The organism is Cellulomonas sp. KU4C (genome assembly GCF_056868065.1).
Window position 1 is genome coordinate 986,439 of the sequence record NZ_CP200322.1, and the last position, 21,191, is coordinate 1,007,629.

Sequence of the window (21,191 nt, forward strand, 5' to 3'; positions counted from 1 at the left end):
TGGTCGGAGCGCCCGCCCGTCCCCTCATCGGGCCGATACGGTCACGGGATGCGGGTGGGCATCTACGTGGACGGGTACAACCTCTACTACGGGGGGCGGCATCTCGCTGCGTCGAGCACGGCGCGCTGGAAGTGGCTGGACGTCCGCAGCCTGCTGTCGGACGTCGTCGGCGCCCAGCGCGGGTGGCCCGGGGCGTCGATCGAGCGGATCGTGTACTGCACGGCGCGCATCGACGCACGGATCAACCCCGAGGGCCACGCCGAGCAGGACGTCTACCTCAAGGCGCTGCTGGCCTCCGCGAGCGTCGACCACATCGAGTACGGCAAGTACGTCACCGGGGTCCGTGCGCGTCCCCTGGCCGTCAGGGGCCCGACGCCCGCGGCGGCGCCGACGCTCGTGCGGGCGGACTGGCCGATCATGGTGCAGTCGGCTCTCGGCACCGCGCAGCCGGACGCCCTGTTCATGGTGTCGACCCTCCACCAGGAGGAGAAGGGCAGTGACGTCAACGTCGCCTCGCACCTCCTGGTCGACGCGCTGAGCGGGCGGATCGACGCCGCGGTCGTGGTGTCGAACGACTCGGATCTGAAGTACCCCGTCCAGCTCGTCCGGACCCGCATCCCACTCGGCGTGGTGAACCCGCGAGGAGGTCACCACGCCGGCGACCTCCGAGGCCGCCCGGACGACGGCGCCGGGCGGCACTGGTGGCGGCGCCTCGGCCTCGCCGACTTCACAGCGCACCAGCTCCCGGAGACGGTGGGCGGGTACACGCGCCCACCGAGATGGTGAGGTCGCCCGCGGCCGATGGTCCTGTATAGTGGTGCACATAACTCACCCGGTCCCTCGTGGGCCGGGTTTTTCTCTGCCTTCCCGGCCCACGAGCGCGGTGCCGGACGTGCCGGTGGGCGCGGACCGCGCGGCCTCAGCCCTCGTGCGAGAGCCGCGCGTAGTCCTGGTCCTTCGTCTCCTTGGACAGGAGCAGCGCGACCAGGGTGAGGACGCCCATCGCCGACAGGTACACGCCGACCAGCCACGTCCCGCCGTCCGCCGCCGCCCACAGGGCCAGCGCGACGATCGGCGCGAGCGCCGCACCGAGGATCGACGACACGTTGTACGCGACCGCCGAGCCCGTGTAGCGGACGTTGGTCGGGAACAGCTCGGGCAGCAGCGCGCCCATCGGGCCGAACGTCGCGCCCATCAGCATGAACCCGAGCACCAGGAACGCCTGCGTCAGCGCGCCGGTGAAGACCAGGTCCTCGCGGACGGTCAGGAACAGCCCGAACGACAGCCCGAACACGATGATCAGCGACGTCACCCCGATGAGCAGCTCGCGCCGGCCGACCCGGTCCGCGAGCGGGCCGGACAGCATCGTGAAGATGCCGAAGAAGATCACGCCGATGATCTGCATGAGCACGAAGTGCACGTAGGGGATGCCGAGGCCGCCGGGCTCGCCGTCCTCGGGCGCGACCGCGCGAGTGCCGAACGTCAGCGTGAAGTTCGTCATCAGGTAGAACAGCACGTAGGTCGCCAGCATGATGAACGTGCCGAGGATCGTCTCGCGCCAGTGGTACCGCAGCGTCGTGCCGAGCGGGATCTTGGTGATCCGGCCCTTCTTCTCGGCCGCGGAGAACGCCTCCGACTCGACCAGCCGCAGCCGGACCCACAGGCCGATGATCACCATGACGGCCGAGAACAGGAACGGCACGCGCCAGCCCCACGACATGAACGCCGCAGAGCCCTGGCCGAGCACGCCGTTGATGACGAGGAAGATGCCGTTCGCGATGATGAAGCCGAGCGGGGCGCCGAGCTGCGGGAACGTGCCGTACCAGGCGCGCTTGCCGGCGGGGGCGTTCTCGGTGGCGACCAGCGCCGCGCCGGACCACTCGCCGCCGAGCGCGAAGCCCTGGGCGAGCCGCAGCACCAGCAGCAGCACCGCCGCGGAGACGCCGATGTGGTCGAACGTCGGCAGCACGCCGATCAGGAACGTCGCGATGCCCATCGTCAGCAACGAGTAGACGAGCGTCGTCTTGCGGCCGCGCCGGTCGCCGAGGTGGCCGTAGAACACCGCGCCGACGGGCCGGGCGATCATCGCGGCGCCGAACACGGCGAACGACGCGAGCAGCGCGGTGGTGTCGTTGCCGGTGGGGAAGAACAAGCTTGGGGAACACGAGCACCGCGGCGGTCGCGTACACGTAGAAGTCGTAGAACTCGATGGTGGTGCCCACGAGGCTCGCGGCGATGACGCGCGACGGCGAGTTCAGCGGCCGGCTCTCGGCCGGCGTGGCGGTGGGCGCTGCGGTGGCGGACATGCGGGTCGACTCCGGTGGTGCGGCGGTGGCGGGCACGCCGGCACCGGCGGACGTCGGTGACGGTCGGCTCGCAGGTCGGCCCCGGGACGGTCGGTGCTCCAGCGCGTCTGCGACCTTACGCCGTCTCAGCCAGCAGACAGAGCGCGTCCACGGAATGGACGGTGCCTCCGCGGGCGTCCACAGCCACTCGGAGCGCGAGGGCTGTGCGCGCACGGGCGGGCGTGTCGGGCCGGTGCGGCAGAGTGGCAGCCATGACCAGCACCGACGCCCTCGACCCCGGACCCGTCGCCCCGGCACGCCGCTGCTTTGGCGACGGCGACCCGCTGTACGAGGCGTACCACGACGACGAGTGGGGCGTGCCCGTGCACGGCGACCGCGCGCTGTACGAGCGGATGACCCTCGAGGCGTTCCAGTCCGGTCTCGCCTGGATCACGGTGCTCCGCAAGCGCGAGGGCTTCCGGGCGGCGTTCGCGGACTTCGACGCCGAGGTCGTGGCCGGCTACGACGAGCACGACGTCGAGCGGCTGATGGCCGACACCGGCATCATCCGGAACCGGGCGAAGATCACCGCCGCGATCGCCAACGCCCGCGCGCTGCTGGACCTGCACGCCGCGGGCCGCACGCTCGACGACGTGTTCTGGTCCGCCGCGCCGCCGCGCGACGAGGCCGACCGGCCGCGCTCGTTCGCGGACGTCCCGGCCAGCACGCCGGAGTCGGTGGCGCTGGCCAAGGAGCTCAAGCGGCTCGGCTTCCGGTTCGTCGGCCCGACGACGGCCTACGCGGCGATGCAGGCGTGCGGGATGGTCGACGACCACCTGGCGGGGTGCCCGGTCGTGCTGGCCCGCACGGGCGACTGACACCACACGCCCGTCAGGGACGGGCAACGTCCCGCACGCGGTCGACGCGCGTGTCTAGTGCGGAATTGCCTTGCAAGTCTACCCCAGGGAGGACTACCCTGATGAAGCGGACGGCGGTGCTGCGTCGCATCCAGCGCGCGGCGAAGTCGGCGGGCCTGCCCTACCGGACGGTGGAGCTCACCAACCACACGGGCGTCGTGGTGGGCGAGGTCCGGTCGACACTCGGCCGGCACTCCGAGATCGACGACGTCACCGCCCGCCGGTTCTTCGGCCAGTTCGCGGACGTGCTCGGGAAGGGATGGTGGCGATGACCCGGTACACGGTGACGGCCGAGCGGGGCCGACGGTGGTGGCTGCTGCAGTGCGTCGAGGTCCCCGGAGCCCTGTCCGAGGTGGCCCGGCTCGACCAGGCGGACGACGCGATGCGTGAGGCCATCGCCTTCGTCGCCCAGGTCGAGCCGAGCGACGTCGAGATCGTCCTCCAGCCGGTGGTGCCGCCCACCGTCGACGAGCACGTCGAGCTCGCCGCCCGCTACCGCGAGCAGGCGCAGCGGGCGAACAGCGCGGCAGCGCGCGAGTCGAGGGCCGCAGCCCGCGCGCTGCGCGAGGCCGGGCTCTCGGTCCGGGACGTCGGCACGGTGCTGGGCGTGTCGCACCAGCGCGCGCACCAGCTGCTCACCGCCTGACGCGCGCCCCGGCGCAGGGGTGCGCGTGACCGCCCGTCAGTACGAGGCGGTCAGCGACGAGATGACGACGGACACCACGATCGTCAGCGCCAGCGCGCCGAGCCCGACGAACAGCCCCCAGCGCCACCACCAGGCCACCGTCACCTCGCGGTCCGCACCGGACGCGGCGACCTCCTCCGGGGACAGCGGCCGCGTGGCCCACCCCTGGTCGGTCGCGGTCGCGAGCGCGTACCGGTACCCGAACGCCACCTGGAACAGCCAGAAGAAGTGGAAGTACCCGTAGTTCAGCACGAGCGCCTGCGTCGGGCTCACCTGCCGCGACACGTTCTTGCGTCCCCAGCCGAAGAAGATCACTGCCACCCCTGTCGTCGACGGCCGCGGCCGGCGCCGCGCCGGGGCGACCCTAGCGGGATCCCGACCGCGGCGGCTCCGCAGTCACCCGCGCGGCGGCACGCACCCGCACGGCGCGCACCGGCCGGCTCAGCGCGCCGCGACGTCCTGGAACGCGCGCACCGGCGACCCGTCGACGTCCACCGCGAACCGCAGCACCGCCCCACCCAGGCGCTGCTCCGTGTTCGGGGGACCGGGCAGGGCGTCGCCGCCCGTCCCGGACCCGCCGGTCGACGCCGTGGTGACGAACAGGTCGCCGGACCCGGGCGCGCCGAACCCCGCGCACGTGACGTTCGGCGTCGGCACCGCGTACGCGCCGCGCGGGGTGCCGTCCGCGTCGAACCGGAGCACGTGCCCGCCGCCGTACAGCGCCACCCACAGCCCGCCCTCGGCGTCGACGGTGGTGCCGTCCGGACGCGGCCCGCCGTCCGCGAGCGCCAGGAACGGCTCCGGCGTGCCCGGCACCCCGGTTCCCCCGTCGTACGTCGCCCGGTAGACCACGCGCGTCCAGGTGTCGGTGAGGTAGAGCGTCCCGCCGTCGGGGCTCCACCCCAGGCCGTTGCCGATCCCCACACCGGTGAACGGCGTCTCGACCCGCAGCACGCCCGGCCCCGCGTCCGGGTCCGGGTCCGCGACGACCCGGTGCACCACGCCGTCCCCGGCGACACCGGCGCGGGGCATCGTCGTGATCCAGAGCCGCCCGGCCCCGTCGCACGCGCCGTCGTTGAACCGGTAGTCCGCGGGCATGCCGTCCGGTCGGGTCAGCGGACCGAGCCGGGTGCCGTCGTGCACGCCGAGCCCGTCGGCGGTGGCCAGCAGCAGCCCGCCCGACGCGGCCGGCCACGCGAGGCCCACCGGCGACGGGGTGCTGAGGACGCCGTCCCGGTCGGGGTCGGCGTCCGCCCAGCGGTGCACGGCGCGACCGTCGATGTCGACCCAGACGAGCGTCCCGGTCCGGGCGTCCCAGAGCGGGCGCTCGCCGAGCTCCCGCGCGCTGGTCGCCCACCACCTCCCCGTCGGTCCGGGCCCCCGTCGTCAGGTCGCGGACGTCGAGGCGGTCGCGGGCGGCGGGACGGGGCAGCGTGGACAGGTCGACGGGAGTCATCCCCCGCACGATGGCACGGGCTCGGCGGTCCCGCGCCTCAGACGCCCGACCAGGCGGTGAGCTTCTCCGGGTTGAGCACGATCCACACGTCGACGACCGCCCCGGCCGCGACGCCGACGGACACCACGCCCAGCAGCAGTCCGGCGTGCCGCAGCAGGAGCACGGGACCGTCGACCGACGCCGCCGGCTCGAGTGCCGCCCCGGGGTTCTTGGCCAGCACGCCGAGCAGGAACCGGGCGACCCGGTCCGCGCCGACCACGGGGCGGCGGGCGGCGGACACGTGCCCGCCGCCGTCGGCCCGCAGCTCGACCGCCGGGTCGAGCAGCGCGACGAGCGCACCGAGGTCACCGCCGGTGGCCGCTGCGGCGAACGCGCGGGTCACCTCCGCGTGCGCGGCGGGTGCGGTGTCCAGGGCCGGGTGCGCGTGCACCTTGCGGCGCGCGGACGTCGCGAGCTGCCGGGTCGCCGCGGACGACCGGCCGACCACCTCCGCGATCTCCGCGAACGGCGTGCCGAACACGTCGTGCAGGACGAACGCCACCCGCTCGGCCGGGGTCAGCCGCTCGAGCACGACCAGCAGCGCGCTGCCGACCGCCTCGTCGAGGGTGACCCGGTCCGCGGGGTCGACCGCCGGCGCGCCCGCGAGCGGCGCGGCGCCGGGCAGCGGCTCCGGCAGCCACTCCCCGACGTACCGCTCGCGGCGTGCCCGGGCCGAGCCGAGGACGTCCAGGCACACCCGCCCGGCCACGCGGGTCAGCCAGGCGCGCGGGGACACCACGGCCTCGCGGTCGCGCGGGTCCATGCGGTACCAGCGGACGTAGGTCTCCTGGACCGCCTCCTCGGCGTCCGCGAGCGTGCCGAGCATCCGGTAGGCCAGGGCCAGCAGGTGCCGCCGCTCGCCCTCGACCGCGGCCACGAGGGCGTCGTCGTCGGTCACCGGCTCAGCGTGCCCGAGCGGCGAGCCAGGTGGCCAGGGTCGTGGTGGCGGTCCGGACCGCCACCCCGGCGTCGGGCGCGTCGGACGGCACCAGCGCACCGGGCGTGCCCCCGGTGCCGAACGGGTCCGCCGCGGGGTCGACCTGCACCTCGCGGGGGTCGCCGGCGGCGGTGAGCACCCGGCGGACCCAGACGTCGGTGGGCATCCGCTCCGGCCCCGCGACGTCCACCCGACCCGCCTGTCCGCCCGTGCCCGTCGCCAGGTCCGCGAGCACGTCGACCACGTCGTCCACCGCCACGGGCCGCACCACGTCGGCCCCGACCCGGACCCGTCCGTCGACGGTGCCCTGGTCCGCCACCGCGTCGGCGAACTCGAAGAACTGCGTCGCCCGCAGCACCGTCGTCGGGACGTCCCCGGCCACCGCCGCCCGCTCCTGGGCGACCTTCGCCGCGAAGTACGGGTTGCCCGGCACCCGGTCGACCCCCACGACCGACAGCAGCACCGACCGCCGCACCCCGGCGCCGGCCGCGGCGTCCGCGATGTGGACCGCCGACGCCGGGAAGAACTCGCCCGCCCGGGTGAAGTCGGGGGTGTTCGTCGCGTCCACGACGACCTCCGCCCCGGCCACCGCCGCGGCGAGCCCGGCACCCGTCCACGTGTCCACTCCGGTGCGGCGCGACGCGGCCACGGCGTCGTGCCCCCGCCCGCGCAGCACGGTCACCAGCCGCGCCCCGACCAGTCCTGCTCCCCCGACCACCACGATCCGCATGTCCGGTCCCTCCGTCGTGCGGGCCCGGCGGGCCCGCTCACCCCCTGGACGACGCAGCGGCCCACGATGTGAGCGGGTGTGACGCGCGCCACCACTACGTGACGCGTCAGGGGCACTGGACGCCCCGCCGGAGCCGCCCTACTGTGGCCGCACCATCCAGAGCGACCGAGAGACCTGGCTCGACGACGTCGCAGCAACCCCCCTCCCCGTGAGGGTGTGGGTGCTTCCGCCAGGTCCGATGGAGCTGACGATGAGCAGTCACGACGTACCCGTGCACCCGCACGACCTCGACCACCCGCGCGCCGCCGTGGTCGACGGCCTCGGCGCCGTCGACCGGCCGACCGTGTCCTTCGAGCTGTTCCCGCCCCGGAACCCCGACGCCGCGCCGCGGCTGTGGTCGACCGTGCAGCAGCTCGCCGCCGTCCGGCCCGACTTCGTCTCGGTCACCTACGGCGCGTCCGGCAGCACGCGGGACACCACCCGCGCCCTCGTCCGCCGCCTGCTGCGGGAGACCTCGCTGAACCCGATCGCCCACCTCACGTGCGTCGCCGCGTCGCGGGAGGACCTGGCCGCGACCGTCGAGGAGTTCCTGGACGAGGGCGTGCGGTCGTTCCTGGCGCTGCGCGGCGACCCGCCCGCCGACGGCTCCTGGGCCCCGCACCCCGACGGCCTGCCCACCGCGGCCGCCCTGGTCCGCCTGCTCCGCGAGGTCGAGGCCCGTCGCTGCGCGAGCAGCCCCGCGCAGGCGGTCCGCGCCGCGACCCGGCACCTGTCCGTCGCCGTCGCGGCGTTCCCCCGGGGCAACCCCGGAGCCGGCAGCACGCGGGAGCAGGACGTCGCGGCGCTGCTGGCCAAGCAGGAGGCCGGCGCGGACTTCGCGATCACCCAGGTGTTCTACGACGCCGCGTCCTACCGCGAGCTGCTGGAGCTCGCCCGCGACGCGGGCGTCACGATCCCGGTGATCCCGGGGATCATCCCGATGACCGACCCCGCCCGGCTGCGCCGCGTGGCCCAGCTGACCGGGGTGCCCGTCCCCGCGGACGTCCTGGACCGGCTCGACGCGTTCGACGGCGACGACCCCGCGGACGTCGCGCGGCGGCACCGCGTGGGCACCCGGCTCGGCGTCGACCTCGCGCACGCCGTGCTCGACGGCGGCGCGCCGGGGATCCACCTCTACACGTTCAACACCCACGGCCCCGCGCTCGACCTCCTCGAGGGCGCCGGCCTGGGTGGCGACGGGCCGCCCGCGCGCGCCGCCGTCGCGACCGACGACCACCTGACCCCTGTCCCCACCACCTGAGGCGAGAGATGACCGAGCAGACCCACCCCTTCCCGTCCGGCACCGTCCTGGGCTACCCGCGCATCGGACCCCGCCGGGAAGCTGAAGAAGGCCCTGGAGGCGTTCTGGGCCGGCCGCGCGAGCGCCGAGGAGGTCGAGGCCACCGCCGCGGACCTGCGCCGCCGGACCCGCACCCGGCTCGCGGAGCTCGGGCTCGACACCCGGCTCCCCGCCATCCCGAGCGCGTTCTCCTTCTACGACCAGGTGCTCGACGCGACCGCCGTGCTCGGCGCCGTGCCGGAGCGGTTCGCCGACCTGGCGACCGACGGCGCCCTGGACCTCGCGGGCTACTCCACGGTGGCGCGCGGCCGCGGCGACGACCTGCCGCTCGAGATGACCAAGTGGTTCGACTCGAACTACCACTACCTGGTCCCGGAGATCGGCCCGGCGACGGCCTTCCGGTACGCGAGCGACCGCCCGGTGCGCGAGTTCGCCGAGGGCCTCGCCGACGGCGTGCTGACCCGACCGGTGCTCGTCGGACCGGTGACGTACCTGGCGCTCGCGAAGCCCACCGAGGACGCCCCCGAGGGCTTCCACCCGCTGGACCGGCTCGCCGACGTGCTGCCCGTGTACGTCGAGCTGCTCCGCGACCTCGCGCGGGCCGGCGCGACCTGGGTGCAGCTGGACGAGCCGGCGCTGGTGTCCGACTCCACGGGTGTGCCCGCCGACCGCCTGCTCGCCGCCGCGGCGGAGGCGTACCGCGTGCTCGCGACCGACCTGCCCGCCGCCGAGCGGCCCGCGGTGCTGGTGGCCGCCCCGTACGGCGACCTGCGCGACGCGCTGCCGGTGCTCGCGGCCACCGACGTCGAGGGCCTGGCGCTCGACCTCGTCCGCGGCTCCGTCCCGGCGGGACCCGTCCCCGGGCTGGCGGGCAAGGTGCTGGTCGGCGGCGTCGTCGACGGTCACAACATCTGGCGCGCGGACCTCGACGCGGCGCTCGGCGGCCTGGAGCGGCTGGAGGGCCTGGGCGCCCGCCAGGTCGCGGTCGGCACGTCCACGTCGCTGTTCCACGTGCCGCACGACGTCGAGGACGAGCCGCAGCTCGACCCGACGCTGCGGTCCTGGCTCGCGTTCGCCGACCAGAAGACCGTCGAGGTCGTCACGCTCGCGACCGGCCTGACCGAGGGCCGCGAGGCCGTGCACGCCGAGCTGCTCGCGGCCGCCGACGCGCGCCGCTCGCGTGCCGAGGCGCCCGGCGTGGTCCGGCCCGAGGTCCGCGACCGGCTCGCCGGCCTGTCCGCCGACGCGTTCCGCCGCGGCGACTTCGAGACCCGTCGCGCCGCGCAGGCCGAGCGGCTCCGGCTGCCGGCGCTGCCGACGACGACGATCGGCTCGTTCCCGCAGACCCCGGAGATCCGGCACGCCCGCGCCGCGTTCACGCGGGGTGACCTGACCACCGAGCAGTACGAGGACGAGATGCGCGCCGAGGTGCGCCGCGTCGTCGAGCTGCAGGAGCAGATCGGCCTGGACGTGCTGGTGCACGGCGAGCCCGAGCGCAACGACATGGTGCAGTACTTCGCCGAGAACCTCGACGGGTTCGCGGTCACCCGCAACGGCTGGGTGCAGTCGTACGGGTCGCGCTGCACCCGGCCGTCGATCCTCTGGGGCGACGTGTCCCGCCCGGCGCCGATCACCGTGCCGTGGACCACCTACACCCAGTCGCTCACCCCGAAGCCGGTCAAGGGCATGCTCACCGGCCCGGTGACGATCCTCGCCTGGTCGTTCGTCCGCGACGACCAGCCGCTGGCCGACACCGCCAACCAGGTCGCCCTGGCACTGCGCGACGAGATCGCCGACCTGGAGGCCGCGGGCACCGCGATCGTGCAGGTCGACGAGCCCGCCCTGCGCGAGCTGCTGCCGCTGCGCGCCGACGACCACGCCGCGTACCTCGACTGGTCGGTGGCGTCGTTCCGGCTCGCGACCGCGGGGGTGCGCCCGGACACGCAGATCCACACGCACCTGTGCTACTCGGAGTTCGGCGAGATCTTCGCGGCGATCGACGGCCTGGACGCCGACGTGACGTCCATCGAGGCAGCCCGGTCGAAGATGGAGATCCTGGCCGACATCGCCAGCGAGGGCTACCCGCGCGGCATCGGCCCCGGCGTCTACGACATCCACTCCCCGCGGGTGCCGTCCGAGGCCGAGGTGACCGAGCTGCTGGCGGCGGCGGTGCGCGTGGTCGACCCCGCCCAGCTGTGGGTCAACCCCGACTGCGGTCTCAAGACCCGGCGCTACGCCGAGGTCACCCCGTCGCTGGAGCACGTGCTGGCGGCGACGCGCACGGTCCGCGCGTCGCTGGCGGTGCCGACCGCCTGACCCGGTCCCGCCGACGCGCCGCGGCCCCGGTCCCCCGTCGTGGGGGCCGGGGCCGCGGTCGGTGGGCCGACAGGTCGGTCGGCCGTCAGCCGGCCGCGTGCTGCGGGGTCTCGCTGCCGGCCTCGATGGTCGTCTGCGCGGATCCGGTCGCGACCTCGATGCGGCGCGGCCGGGCCTCCTCCGCGACGGGGATCGTCAGCGTGAGGACGCCGTCCGCGTAGGACGCCGAGATCGCGTCGAGGTCCAGGCCCCGGCCGACGGTGAGCTGCCGCGCGTAGGTCCCGACCGGGCGCTCCTTGGCCAGCCACTGCACGCCGTCCTCGGTGCGCGCGGTCCGCTGCGCCCGGATCGTCAGGGTGCGGTCGTCCACGCTCACGTCGATCGAGCCCGGGTCGGCACCCGGCAGGTCGACGTGCAGGACGTAGTGGTCGCCGGCGCGGTACAGGTCCATCGGCATCGAGGCCGACGCGCGCTGCGCACCGAGCACCTGCCCCATCAGGCGGTCCATCTCCTGGAACGGGTCGAATCGCGTAGCCACAGCCCGTCACCTCCCTCACGAGCGTGGTCCCGGGCGGTCCGGGACCGGGTACTCCCCCGGCGCCTGGTCGCACCGGAAGGGGCTACGCGACCTGTTCTAGCACTCGAGGGTGCCGAGTGCGAGATCGAGCGGCCGTCTGTTCGCTGAGAGATGAACGCCCTGGTCAGGACCGGTGCGTGGCGGCCAGGGCCTCGACGATCCGCACGTCCGCGTCCAGCCAGGGCACCGTGAGCCACCGGCCCGCCGGCAGCCAGCGCAGCGCGTCGTGCTCGACCAGGGGCTCCGGCTCCCCCGCCACGAGCTCCGCGCGCCACAGCCGCATCGTGTACGTCGGCGTGAGACGCCAGCAGCCGTCGTCGGGCCCGACCAGCTCGTCGCCGAGACCGACCTCGACGCCCAGCTCCTCGCGCAGCTCGCGGTGCAGCGCGTCCTGCGGGTCCTCGCCCGGCTCGACCTTCCCGCCCGGGAACTCCCACCGGCCGGCCAGGCTCGCCGGCGACCGGCGGCGCGCGGCCAGCAGCGTCCGGGGCGCGTCGAGGTCGTCGACGATCGCGGCGGCCACGACGAGCACGGGAATCATGCGCGCAGTCTGCCAGCGGCGCCGGGTCAGGTGGCGAGCACCGGGCCCGTCAGGTGGCGAGCACCAGGCCCGTCAGGCTGACGCCGGCGGCCACCGCGGTCGCGATGCCGCCGAGGAGGACCGGTCGACCCCCGGTGCGCACGAGCCGGCCGACCCGGATCTGGGTGCCGAGCGCCACCATCGCCGCGCCGAGCGCGAGCGTCGTCACCGGCTTCACCGCCGGGAGGACGGCGTCGGGCACCAGGCCGGCGGACCGCACGAGCACGGCGACCAGGAACCCGACCACGAACAGCGGGACCAGCGGGCCACCACGACGCGCGGGCGCCTGCTCCGGGACGGCCGCGTCCGCCCGGGCGGTACGGCGCCGCCGCACGATGCCGGTGCCGGCGACCAGCGGCGCCAGGAGCACGACGCGCGCGAGCTTCGCGACGACCGCGACCGTCAGCGCCGCCGCCGACACCGTCCCGGCGGCCGCGACGACCTGGGCCACCTCGTGCACCGACATCCCGGCCCACAGCCCGGCCGTCCGGTCGCCGAGGCCGAGCACCCGCGCGGCGACCGGGATCACCAGCAGCGCCAGGGTGCCGTAGAGCGTGACGAGCGCGACGGCCGTGGCGACGTCGTCCTCCTCGGCGTCGGCCACCGGGCTCATCGCGGCGACGGCGGCGGCCCCGCAGATCGAGAACCCGGTCGCGATCAGCAGGGTCAGCGCCCGGCCGACCCGCAGCCGCGGACCGAGCCACAGCGTGACGCCGAACGTCGCCGCCACCGTGACCAGCAGGACCGCGACCTCCCGCAGGCCGAGCCCGAGCAGGTCGCCCAGGGACAGCTGCAGCCCCAGCAGCACCACCCCGGTGCGCAGCACGCGGCGTGCGGTCCACGCCAGGCCCGCGTCGAGCACCGCGGGCACCAGGCCGACCGCGCGGGCCGCCGCACCGAGGACGATCGCGACCAGCAGCCCCGGGACGACCGGCACCGCCGCCGTCAGCGCGACGCACCCGGCGGCCAGCAGCAGCGCCACCAGCACCCCCGGCGCCAGCCCCCGGGCCCCCGGTGCCGCGGTCGCGGCGGGGCGCGTGGTGTCGGCGCGCGGGGAGGCGGGGCGCGGGGCGGCAGGGCTGGGCACGGGTCCACGGTGCCGGTCGGGGGCTCGCGCCGGAACGCCGACCTACCTGGCGGGCCCTAGCCTGAGGCTATGGCAGACCCGCGGCCCGACGGCCCGACCGCACCCCCAGCACCCCCCGCGCGTCGGGTCCCGCTCGGCGCCCTGGAGCTGCTCGAGGCCGTCGACGCCCACGGCTCGCTGTCCGGGGCCGCGCGGTCGCTCGGGCTGGCGCAGCCGTCGGTCAGCACCGGGCTGCGCCGCCTCGAGCGGCAGACCGGCCTGACCCTGGTCGCCCGGTCGGCGTCCGGCACCCGGCTGACCGACGCCGGCGCCGCCGTGCTGCACCGGGGAAGGGACGTGCTGGCCGCGTCGGACGCGCTCGAGCAGGAGGTCCAGGCGCTGCGCACGGCCAGCGGCGCGCGGGTGCGGGTCGCCGCGAGCCTGAGCATCGCGGAGTACCTGGTCCCGGGGTGGCTCGCGGCGCGCCCGGCCGGCGCGGCGGTGGTCGACCTCGAGGTGGCGAACTCCCGGGACGTCGTGGACGCCGTGCTGCACGGGCGCGCGGACCTGGGGTTCGTCGAGGGCCCGGACGTCCCCGACGGCCTGCACGCGCGTGCCGTCGGGGACGACGAGCTGGTGGTCGTCGTCGCGCCGGGGCACCCGTGGGCACGCCGGCGGCGACCCGTGACCGCGGCCGAGCTCGCCGCCGCGCCGCTCGCCGTGCGCGAGGCCGGCTCCGGCACCCGGGCCGTCCTGGAGCGGGCGCTGGCCGCCGCCGGGCACCCGGTCACGGGGTCGCCGGCGCAGCTCGGGTCGACGTCGGCGGTGAAGGCCGTGGTGCGCGGCGGGTCCGCGGCGGCCGTGCTGTCCCGCCTGACGGTCGCCGACGAGATCGCCCGCGGCGACCTGCGCCGGGTGCCGGTCGAGGGCGTCGACCTGCGGCGGACCCTGCGGGTCGTGTGGGCGCGGTCGCGGCGCCCGTCTCCGGCCGCCCGCGAGCTCGCCGAGCACGTGCTGCGGTCCACCGCGCCCGGCTGACGCGCCCGCGGACGACGAGGGCCGCGCTCCCGCCGAGGTGGCGGGACGCGGCCCTGCGTCGTGGCGCCGTCCCCCGGGGGGAGGGGACGGCGGGTCGGTCAGCGGATGCCGGCGGCCTTCGCCCAGGCGACCGCCTCGGCGCGCGTGGAGACGCCGATCTTGCGGTACACCGAGCGGACCTGGGACTTCACCGTGTTGCGGGTGACGAACAGGCGACGCGCGATGTCCTCGAGGGTGACGTCCTCCCCGAGCTCCGCGAGCACGACCCGCTCACGCGTCGTGAGCGGCTCGCCGAGGATGCTGGTGGTGGACGCGGTCGGTGCGAGCTCCAGGGTGGCCATGCTGTCCTCCGGTGTACGTGTGGCGAGTGACCGGCTGCTGGGGGGTCCGGCGGCCTATGACCGCTTGATCGGCAAGTCTGGGCACCGGCATCGCAGTTCGGATCTCACCCGCCTGAAAGTGGGCCGGAAGGAATGCGTATTACCGCCGGACGTGCTAGGGCCAAAGGCCTGGTCACCACCACCGGGAAGCGATATCCGGCTCCCGGGGCCGAAACCACCCGAACGGACTAACGCGGAGCGGCCCCGTCTCAGTCCGTGATCCGCGCCGCGTACTCCTCCGCCGACAGCAGCTCGCCCGTCGAGGTCACGTCGACGCGGAACAGCCAGCCCGCCCCGTAGGGGTCGCCGTTGACCACGGACGGCTCGTCGACGGCGTCCTGGTTGACCTCGACGACCGTGCCGGTGACGGGCGAGAACAGCTCGGACACCGACTTGGTCGACTCGACCTCGCCGACCACGGCACCGGCGGTGATCTCGCTGCCGACCGTCGGCAGCTCCAGGTAGACGATGTCGCCGAGGGCGTCGGCGGCGTTCTTCGTGATGCCGATGGTGGCCGGCGACGCGCCGTCGATCCACTCGTGCTCGGCGGTGTACTGCAGGGTGCTGGGGATCTCGCTCACGGGTCTCTCCTCGGGGGAAGCGGGGTGGGGGTCAGGCGCGCCGGTAGAAGGGCAGGGCGACGACGCGGACGGGCTCGCGCCGGCCGCGCACGTCGACGGCGAGCTCGGTGCCGACGGCGCTGACCTCGGGGGTCACGTACGCCATCGCGATCGGGGTGCCGAGGGTCGGGGACGGCGCCCCCGAGGTGACCCGGCCGACCGTCGCGGCGTCGGGCTCGGTGGACGCGACGACCTCGTAGCCGTGCCGGGCCGCGCGCCGGCCGGAGCCGACCAGGCCGACCAGCACCCGCGACGGGGTGGCGTGGGCGCGGGCGGCCAGCGCCTCCCGGCCGACGAACGGCAGGGGTGCGCCGTCGGCGTCGACCTTGTCCAGCCGCACCACGCGGCCGAGGCCGGCGTCGTGCGGTGCGGTCGTGGTGTCCAGCTCGTTGCCGTACAGCGGCATGCCCGCCTCGAGCCGCAGGCTGTCGCGTGCGGACAGCCCGGCGGGCACCAGGCCCAGCGGGGCACCGGCGGCCAGCAGGTCCCGCCACAGGCCGGGCGCGGCGTCGGCGGGCACGAACAGCTCGTACCCGTCCTCGCCCGTGTAGCCGGTGCGGGCGACCAGCGCCTCGACGCCGCCGACCGTCGCGGCCAGGCCCGCGTAGTACTGCACGTCCCGGACCGCCTCGACGTGCGCGGGGTCCGTGAGCCCGGTGACGATCTCCACCGCGCGGGGGCCCTGCACCGCGATCAGCGCGGTCTCCAGGGACCGGTCGGTCAGCGAGGCGTCGACGTCGGCCAGCCGCGCGGCGAGCGCGTCCCGGACGACCGCGACGTTCGACGCGTTGGCGACGACGAGGTACTGCTCCTCGCCGAGCCGGTAGACGATCAGGTCGTCGAGCACGCCGCCGTCGGGCTGCACGATCATCGTGTAGCGGGCGCGGCCGACCGCCAGGCCGGAGATGTTCCCGACCAGCGCCAGGTCGAGGCCCGCGCCCGCGCCCGGGCCGTCCACGTGCAGCTCGCCCATGTGGGACAGGTCGAACAGGCCGGCGGCGGTGCGGACCGCCTGGTGCTCGGCCAGGTCGGACGTGTAGCGCAGCGGCATCGTCCAGCCGGCGAACGGCACCATCGTCGCGCCGAGCGCCAGGTGCTCCGCGTGCAGGGGCGACAGCACGGCGTCGGTCGCGGTGTCGGTCGCAGGGGTCTCGGTGGCGGCGGTGGTGGTCAGGTCGCTCACAGCGCGGGCTCCTCGGCGTAGGCCTCGATGGGCGGGCAGGCGCAGACGAGGTTCCGGTCCCCGTGCGCGCCGTCGATCCGCCGGACCGGCGGCCAGTACTTGCCGGCGCGCAGGGCGGCGACCGGGTAGGCCGCCAGCTCGCGGCCGTAGGGCTTGTCCCAGTCGTCCGCGACCAGGGCGGCCGCGGTGTGCGGCGCACCGCGCAGCGGCGACTCCGCGACCGACCAGCGGCCGGCGGCGACGGCGTCGATCTCGCCGCGGATGGCGACCAGGGCGTCGACGAACCGGTCGAGCTCGGCCACGTCCTCGCTCTCGGTCGGCTCGACCATCAGCGTGCCGGCGACGGGGAACGACAGCGTCGGGGCGTGGAACCCGTAGTCCATCAGCCGCTTGGCGACGTCCTCGGCGGTCACGCCCGTGTCCTTGGTGATCTGCCGCAGGTCGAGGATGCACTCGTGCGCGACGAGCCCCGCGGGCCCGGTGTAGAGCACCGGGAAGCTCGGGGCGAGCCGCGACGCGAGGTAGTTGGCGGACAGCACCGCGGTCTCGGTCGCGCGGCGCAGCCCGTCGCCGCCCATCAGCGCCACGTACGCCCAGGAGATCGGCAGGATGCCGGCCGACCCGAACGGCGCGGCGGACACCGCGGGGGCCGCCCCGCCGTCCGCGACGCCGGTGAACACCGCGTCGGTCGCCGGCAGGTACGGCACCAGGTGCGCCGCGACGCCGATCGGGCCGACGCCCGGGCCGCCACCGCCGTGCGGGATGCAGAACGTCTTGTGCAGGTTGAGGTGCGAGACGTCGCCGCCGAACTCGCCCGGCCGGGCCAGGCCGACCAGGGCGTTGAGGTTCGCGCCGTCGATGTAGACCTGCCCGCCCGCGGCGTGCACCAGGTCGCAGACCTCGCGCACGTCCTCCTCGTAGACGCCGTGCGTCGAGGGGTAGGTGATCATGATCGCCGCGACCCGGGGGCCGTGCTGCTCGAGCTTCGCGCGCAGGTCGTCCAGCTGCACCGAGCCGTCCTCGGCGGTCGCCACGACGACGACGCGCATCCCGGCCAGCGCGGCCGACGCGGCGTTGGTGCCGTGCGCGGACGCGGGGATCAGGCAGACGTCGCGGACCGGCACGTCCTGCTCGCCGGCGGCGAGCGCCTCGGCCCGGCGGCCCTCGTGGTACCCGCGGATCGCGAGCAGCCCGGCGAACTCGCCCTGCGACCCGGCGTTCGGCTGCACGGACACCGCGGCGTAACCGGTGATCTCCGCGAGCCACGCGGTCAGGTCGCCGATCAGCTCGGCGTAGCCCGCGGCCTGCTCGGCGGGGACGAACGGGTGCAGACCCGCGAACCCGGGCCAGGAGATGGCCTCCATCTCGACGGTCGCGTTGAGCTTCATCGTGCAGGAGCCCAGCGGGATCATCGTCCGGTCCAGCGCGAGGTCCTTGTCGGACAGCGCGCGCAGGTACCGGAGCATCGCGGTCTCCGACCGGTGCCGGTGGAACACCGGGTGGGTCAGGTAGGCGGTCGTCCGGCGCAGGGCGGCGGGGATCGCGGGGGCGTCGAGGCCGTCGGCCGCCGCGCCGGGGTCCACGGTCGCCGCGAAGGCCGCCAGCACCTGCTCGACGTGCGCCTCGGTGGTGACCTCGTCGCAGGTGACCTGGACGTGGTCGTCGTCGGCCGCCCAGACGTTGATCCCGCGGGCCGCCGCCGCCGCGACCACCGCGCGCGCCCGGCCGGGCACCACGGCGCGGACGGTGTCGAAGAACTGCGCGTGCTCGACGGTCACGCCGCCGGCGCGCAGGCCGTCCGCGAGCGCCACGGCCCGGGCGTGCACGCGCTCGGCGATCTCCCGCAGCCCGTCGGGACCGTGGTAGACGGCGTACATCGACGCGACGATCGCCAGCAGCGCCTGCGCGGTGCAGATGTTGCTGGTCGCCTTCTCGCGGCGGATGTGCTGCTCGCGGGTCTGCAGGGCGAGCCGGTAGGCGCGGGCCCCGTCGGCGTCGATCGACACCCCGACGAGCCGGCCCGGCAGCGAGCGCTCCAGGCCGGTCCGCACCGCCATGTACGCGGCGTGCGGGCCGCCGTAGAACAGCGGGACGCCGAACCGCTGCGCCGAGCCGACCGCGATGTCCGCGCCGAGCTCGCCGGGCGGGGTGATCAGCGTGAGCGACAGCAGGTCCGCGGCGACCGTGACGAGCGCGCCGGCGTCCTTCGCGGCCGCGACCAGCGGGCCGAGGTCGCGGACGGCACCGGACGCACCCGGCGCCTGCAGCACCAGGCCGACCAGCGCCTCGCCGCCCAGGTCGGGCAGCCCGGTCGACAGGTCCGCGACCCGCACGGCGAGGCCGGCGGCCTCCGCGCGCCCGAGGGTGACGGCGAGCGTCTGCGGCAGGCAGTCCGCGTCCAGCACGACGACGCCGGTCCGGCCCTTCGCGCTCCGGTGCATCAGCGCGACGGCCTCGGCGACCGCGGTGGCCTCGTCGAGCAGCGACGCGTTCGCGACCGGCAGCGCGGTGAGGTCGGCGACCACGGTCTGGAAGTTCAGCAGCGCCTCCAGCCGGCCCTGGGAGATCTCCGGCTGGTAGGGCGTGTACGCCGTGTACCAGGCGGGCGACTCCAGCACGTTCCGGCGGATCACCGGCGGCGTCACGGTGTCGTGGTAGCCCAGGCCGATCATCTGCGTGAGCACGGTGTTCTTGTCGGCGATGGCCCGCAGCGCCGCCAGCACCTCGGACTCCCCGCGCGCGGCGGGCAGGTCCAGCGGGCGGTCGGTGCGGATGCTCGCGGGGACGGCGGCGTCGATCAGCGCGTCCAGGCCGGGCCAGCCGGCGCCGACGTGCGCGAGCATGCCGTCCAGGTCGCCCGGGCGCGGGCCCACGTGCCGGTCCGCGAACCCGCGGGCGGCGTCGGTGCGGGCGTGGTCGGGCGCGGGCGTGCCGGCGTCGGTCGCGCGGGCGTCGGTCGGGAGGATCTCGAGGTGGGTCACGCGGCAGCTCCGGGCAGGACGGGCGGACGGGGGCGGACGTGCGGGGGTGGCGCGTCTCCCCGCTCTGTCATCCGCCGCGCACGGGCCAGGGCCCGGTCGCGCACGACCTGAGAGTTTTGCCGGTCCGCCGTGCCCGCGAGGGCCGGGGCGCGCCGACTTGCACCGTCGGTGGACCGGGCCCGCAGCGGGCCGGTCGCTTTCCAGAGTTGCCTCGCCGCGACGGTACGGGGGCCTGAGAGTTTCCCGGGGAGGGTTGCTCCTTCGGCGCCTCGCGCGGCCGACGACGGGGGTCGGCGGCCGGTGCGGGAGGGCTCTCCCGCCGCGGTTCGAGCAGCGTGTTGAGTTGTCTGGGTCACAGCGTAACCGCGCCGCCGCACGGGGTCGTCACCCGTCCGGTGCGCGGAGGTCAGGGCCTCGCGGGCTCGGGGTCGGGCAGCGGGAGCACGACGGTCGCGGCGGACACCGCGCCGCGGGCCCGGGCGTCCGCGACCACCCGCTCCACGTCCGGCAACCCGCCCTCGACCAGCACGGGCTGACCCGCAGCCGGGTCGCCGGACCAGCGCACCGCGGTCCCGCCCGGCGGGACGAACCCCCCCGACGACGCCGGCAGGTGCACCACGGCCGCCGCACGGACCTCCGGGTCGTCCGCCGCGCGCACCTGCACCGCCCGCACCACCGCCAGCCGCCGCACGGTGCGGACCAGCAGGCGCTGCCGGCGCTCCGTCGCGGAGAACGTCACGACGATGAGGCCCTCGCCGTCGACCGCGTGCCCCGTCGCGAGGGAGTCGAAGGACACCCCGCGGGTCGAGAACACCCCGGCGAGCGCGGTGAGCGTGCCCGTCGCGTCGGCGCCCCGCAGGAACGCGACCCAGCGCCGGTCGGTCGGCGCGGGCGGCGCGGTGGTCGCGGCCGGGACCGTCGTCACAGCGACACCCCCGTCCCGGAGGCCAGGCCCCAGGGCCGCAGCATCGCGTCCACCCGCGCGGCGGTCGTGTGCAGCCGGCGCGCCTCGTCCGGCTCGGGCTCGTCCAGCAGCACGCGCGTCCAGCCCTCCGGGCCCAGCACGACCGGGACGCCCAGCACCCCGCGCAGCGGTTCCCCGGCGACGTCCACCTCGCCGTCCAGCGCGACCTGCCCGGCGACGACGATGTCCCGGCCGTCGAGGATCGTGTCCACCAGGTCGACGGTCGCGTTGGCGGTCGCCGCGGCGGTCTTCGCGCCGCTCTGGTGGGTCAGCCACGGCCGCGCGACGCCCCGCAGGTCCGGCGGCCACGTCTCCACCAGGTCGAACGCCGCCGCCACGTCGTCCGCCATCAGGCCGGCGAGGGTCTCCTTGGCCGCCTCGATCTCCGCGCCGAACCCGTCCAGGCTCCGGCCGCCGCGCAGCCCCGCGACCGCGCGCCGGCGCTCGTCGGCGTCCAGCCCGCTGATCCGCACGGTCGACCACAGCGGCACCAGGTCGTCGCCGTGCTGGCCGGCCACGAACCCGCCGACCCGGTGCCGCCGGACCCCGAGGGACACGGCCACCTCACGGCGGAACCGCAGCGTGTCCAGCCACGCGCCCATCCCGATCACCCGGTGCCGGCCCAGCTCGCGCGCGACCACGGCCACGCCGAGCTCGACCGGGTTCGACACGACGACCACGACCTCGTGGCCCGAGCCGTTGCGGGCGATGGCCCGCGCATACGACTCGAACACCGCGTGGTTCTCGGCCGCGAGCGCCGCGCGGTCCGTGCTGGCACCCGCGCGCGCCGGGGCCGTGCGCCCGGCGGCGAGCACGACGACGTCCGCGACCACGTCCTCCGGGTCGAGCGCGACGTCGATCAGCGGGGCGTGCTCGTCGTAGGCGTCCACCAGGTCCGCCCGCAACCCGTACGACGCCCGCCCCGACGACCCCCCGGGCCGACCGACCAGCTGGAGCCGCGACGACGTCGGCAGCACCCGCCGCTCGATGAGCTGGGCGCACACCTGGCGCCCCACGTCCCCTGTCGCACCCAGCACCGCCACGTCCACGGGCCCGACCCTAGGGCAGGCACGTGTCCGGGGCGTTGCCGGGCGGGGT

At 75.7% G+C, this 21,191-nt stretch carries 18 protein-coding genes, 3 pseudogenes and 2 riboswitches; of the genes and pseudogenes, 7 read left to right on the forward strand and 14 right to left on the reverse strand.

Going from position 1 to position 21,191, the window contains the following annotated elements; genetic code table 11:
- The first annotated feature begins 48 nt into the window (after positions 1–48).
- Positions 49–786, forward strand: a complete 738-nt coding sequence (locus tag AC1VL8_RS04655) for an NYN domain-containing protein (RefSeq protein ID WP_483074336.1) — start codon at positions 49–51, stop codon at positions 784–786.
- Between the two features lie 133 nt (positions 787–919).
- Here AC1VL8_RS04655 and AC1VL8_RS04660 read toward each other — a convergent pair.
- Positions 920–2,306: pseudogene (locus tag AC1VL8_RS04660) on the reverse strand (MFS transporter).
- 251 nt (positions 2,307–2,557) lie between these two features.
- Between AC1VL8_RS04660 and AC1VL8_RS04665 the strand changes: the two are divergent.
- From AC1VL8_RS04665 to AC1VL8_RS04675, 3 genes are all read left to right on the forward strand, one after another.
- A complete protein-coding gene (locus AC1VL8_RS04665) occupies positions 2,558–3,163 on the forward strand; it encodes a DNA-3-methyladenine glycosylase I (protein WP_483074337.1) in 606 nt (201 codons plus the stop codon).
- Between the two features lie 101 nt (positions 3,164–3,264).
- Positions 3,265–3,474: a ribonuclease PH gene (locus AC1VL8_RS04670; RefSeq protein ID WP_483074338.1), complete on the forward strand. Its 210-nt coding sequence runs from the start codon at positions 3,265–3,267 to the stop codon at positions 3,472–3,474.
- Positions 3,471–3,848, forward strand: a complete 378-nt coding sequence (locus AC1VL8_RS04675) for a hypothetical protein (protein ID WP_389234518.1) — start codon at positions 3,471–3,473, stop codon at positions 3,846–3,848. The genes AC1VL8_RS04670 and AC1VL8_RS04675 overlap by 4 nt, the downstream gene beginning before the upstream one ends.
- A gap of 36 nt (positions 3,849–3,884) precedes the next feature.
- On the opposite strand, the gene AC1VL8_RS04680 is transcribed toward AC1VL8_RS04675, so the two are convergent.
- From AC1VL8_RS04680 to AC1VL8_RS04695, 4 genes and pseudogenes are all read right to left on the reverse strand, one after another.
- Positions 3,885–4,208 (reverse strand): hypothetical protein, encoded by a 324-nt coding sequence (locus AC1VL8_RS04680; RefSeq protein WP_483074339.1) that lies wholly within the window; start codon positions 4,206–4,208, stop codon positions 3,885–3,887.
- Positions 4,209–4,328: 120 nt separating this feature from the next.
- A pseudogene (locus AC1VL8_RS04685) lies at positions 4,329–5,210 on the reverse strand (SMP-30/gluconolactonase/LRE family protein); the annotation flags it as partial.
- A 170-nt stretch (positions 5,211–5,380) separates the two neighbouring features.
- Positions 5,381–6,280, reverse strand: coding sequence for an RNA polymerase sigma factor SigJ (gene sigJ, locus AC1VL8_RS04690; RefSeq protein WP_483074340.1), 900 nt, complete (start codon positions 6,278–6,280; stop codon positions 5,381–5,383).
- Positions 6,281–6,284: 4 nt separating this feature from the next.
- Entirely contained in the window at positions 6,285–7,049 is a 765-nt protein-coding gene (locus AC1VL8_RS04695; RefSeq protein WP_483074341.1) for an SDR family oxidoreductase, read from the reverse strand.
- Between the two features lie 149 nt (positions 7,050–7,198).
- Positions 7,199–7,294, forward strand: a riboswitch (SAM riboswitch).
- Positions 7,295–7,299: 5 nt separating this feature from the next.
- Here AC1VL8_RS04695 and AC1VL8_RS04700 point away from each other — a divergent pair.
- Positions 7,300–8,349, forward strand: coding sequence for a methylenetetrahydrofolate reductase (locus tag AC1VL8_RS04700; RefSeq protein ID WP_483074342.1), 1,050 nt, complete (start codon positions 7,300–7,302; stop codon positions 8,347–8,349).
- Between the two features lie 8 nt (positions 8,350–8,357).
- Positions 8,358–10,704 (forward strand): annotated as a pseudogene (gene metE, locus AC1VL8_RS04705) (5-methyltetrahydropteroyltriglutamate--homocysteine S-methyltransferase).
- Positions 10,705–10,789: 85 nt separating this feature from the next.
- On the opposite strand, the gene AC1VL8_RS04710 reads toward metE, so the two are convergent.
- The 3 genes from AC1VL8_RS04710 to AC1VL8_RS04720 form a co-directional block, all read right to left on the reverse strand.
- Positions 10,790–11,242, reverse strand: a complete 453-nt coding sequence (locus AC1VL8_RS04710; RefSeq protein ID WP_483074343.1) for an Hsp20/alpha crystallin family protein — start codon at positions 11,240–11,242, stop codon at positions 10,790–10,792.
- A 163-nt stretch (positions 11,243–11,405) separates the two neighbouring features.
- Positions 11,406–11,822 carry a (deoxy)nucleoside triphosphate pyrophosphohydrolase gene (locus AC1VL8_RS04715; protein WP_483074344.1) on the reverse strand — a complete coding sequence of 139 codons (417 nt, stop codon included), beginning with the start codon at positions 11,820–11,822 and terminating at the stop codon, positions 11,406–11,408.
- A gap of 49 nt (positions 11,823–11,871) precedes the next feature.
- The gene (locus AC1VL8_RS04720) at positions 11,872–12,948 is read right to left on the reverse strand and encodes a YeiH family protein (protein WP_483074345.1); all 1,077 of its coding nucleotides are present in this window, start codon (positions 12,946–12,948) and stop codon (positions 11,872–11,874) included.
- Positions 12,949–13,017: 69 nt separating this feature from the next.
- Between AC1VL8_RS04720 and AC1VL8_RS04725 the strand changes: the two genes are divergently transcribed.
- Positions 13,018–13,965, forward strand: a complete 948-nt coding sequence (locus AC1VL8_RS04725) for a LysR family transcriptional regulator (RefSeq protein ID WP_483074346.1) — start codon at positions 13,018–13,020, stop codon at positions 13,963–13,965.
- A 98-nt stretch (positions 13,966–14,063) separates the two neighbouring features.
- On the opposite strand, the gene AC1VL8_RS04730 is transcribed toward AC1VL8_RS04725, so the two are convergent.
- From AC1VL8_RS04730 to AC1VL8_RS04755, 6 genes are all read right to left on the reverse strand, one after another.
- On the reverse strand, positions 14,064–14,306 hold the full coding sequence (locus tag AC1VL8_RS04730; RefSeq protein WP_389234550.1) for a LuxR C-terminal-related transcriptional regulator: 243 nt from the start codon (positions 14,304–14,306) through the stop codon (positions 14,064–14,066).
- A gap of 248 nt (positions 14,307–14,554) precedes the next feature.
- Positions 14,555–14,926, reverse strand: coding sequence for a glycine cleavage system protein GcvH (gcvH, locus tag AC1VL8_RS04735; RefSeq protein WP_389234553.1), 372 nt, complete (start codon positions 14,924–14,926; stop codon positions 14,555–14,557).
- Between the two features lie 31 nt (positions 14,927–14,957).
- A complete protein-coding gene (gene gcvT, locus AC1VL8_RS04740; RefSeq protein WP_483076187.1) occupies positions 14,958–16,139 on the reverse strand; it encodes a glycine cleavage system aminomethyltransferase GcvT in 1,182 nt (393 codons plus the stop codon).
- A 5-nt stretch (positions 16,140–16,144) separates the two neighbouring features.
- The gene (gcvP, locus tag AC1VL8_RS04745; protein WP_483074347.1) at positions 16,145–19,129 is read right to left on the reverse strand and encodes an aminomethyl-transferring glycine dehydrogenase; all 2,985 of its coding nucleotides are present in this window, start codon (positions 19,127–19,129) and stop codon (positions 16,145–16,147) included.
- A 210-nt stretch (positions 19,130–19,339) separates the two neighbouring features.
- Positions 19,340–19,458: riboswitch (glycine riboswitch) on the reverse strand.
- 77 nt (positions 19,459–19,535) lie between these two features.
- Entirely contained in the window at positions 19,536–20,054 is a 519-nt protein-coding gene (locus AC1VL8_RS04750; RefSeq protein ID WP_483074348.1) for an ACT domain-containing protein, read from the reverse strand.
- Entirely contained in the window at positions 20,051–21,142 is a 1,092-nt protein-coding gene (locus AC1VL8_RS04755) for a lactate/malate family dehydrogenase (RefSeq protein WP_389234562.1), read from the reverse strand. The genes AC1VL8_RS04750 and AC1VL8_RS04755 overlap by 4 nt, the downstream gene beginning before the upstream one ends.
- Positions 21,143–21,191 lie beyond the last annotated feature (49 nt).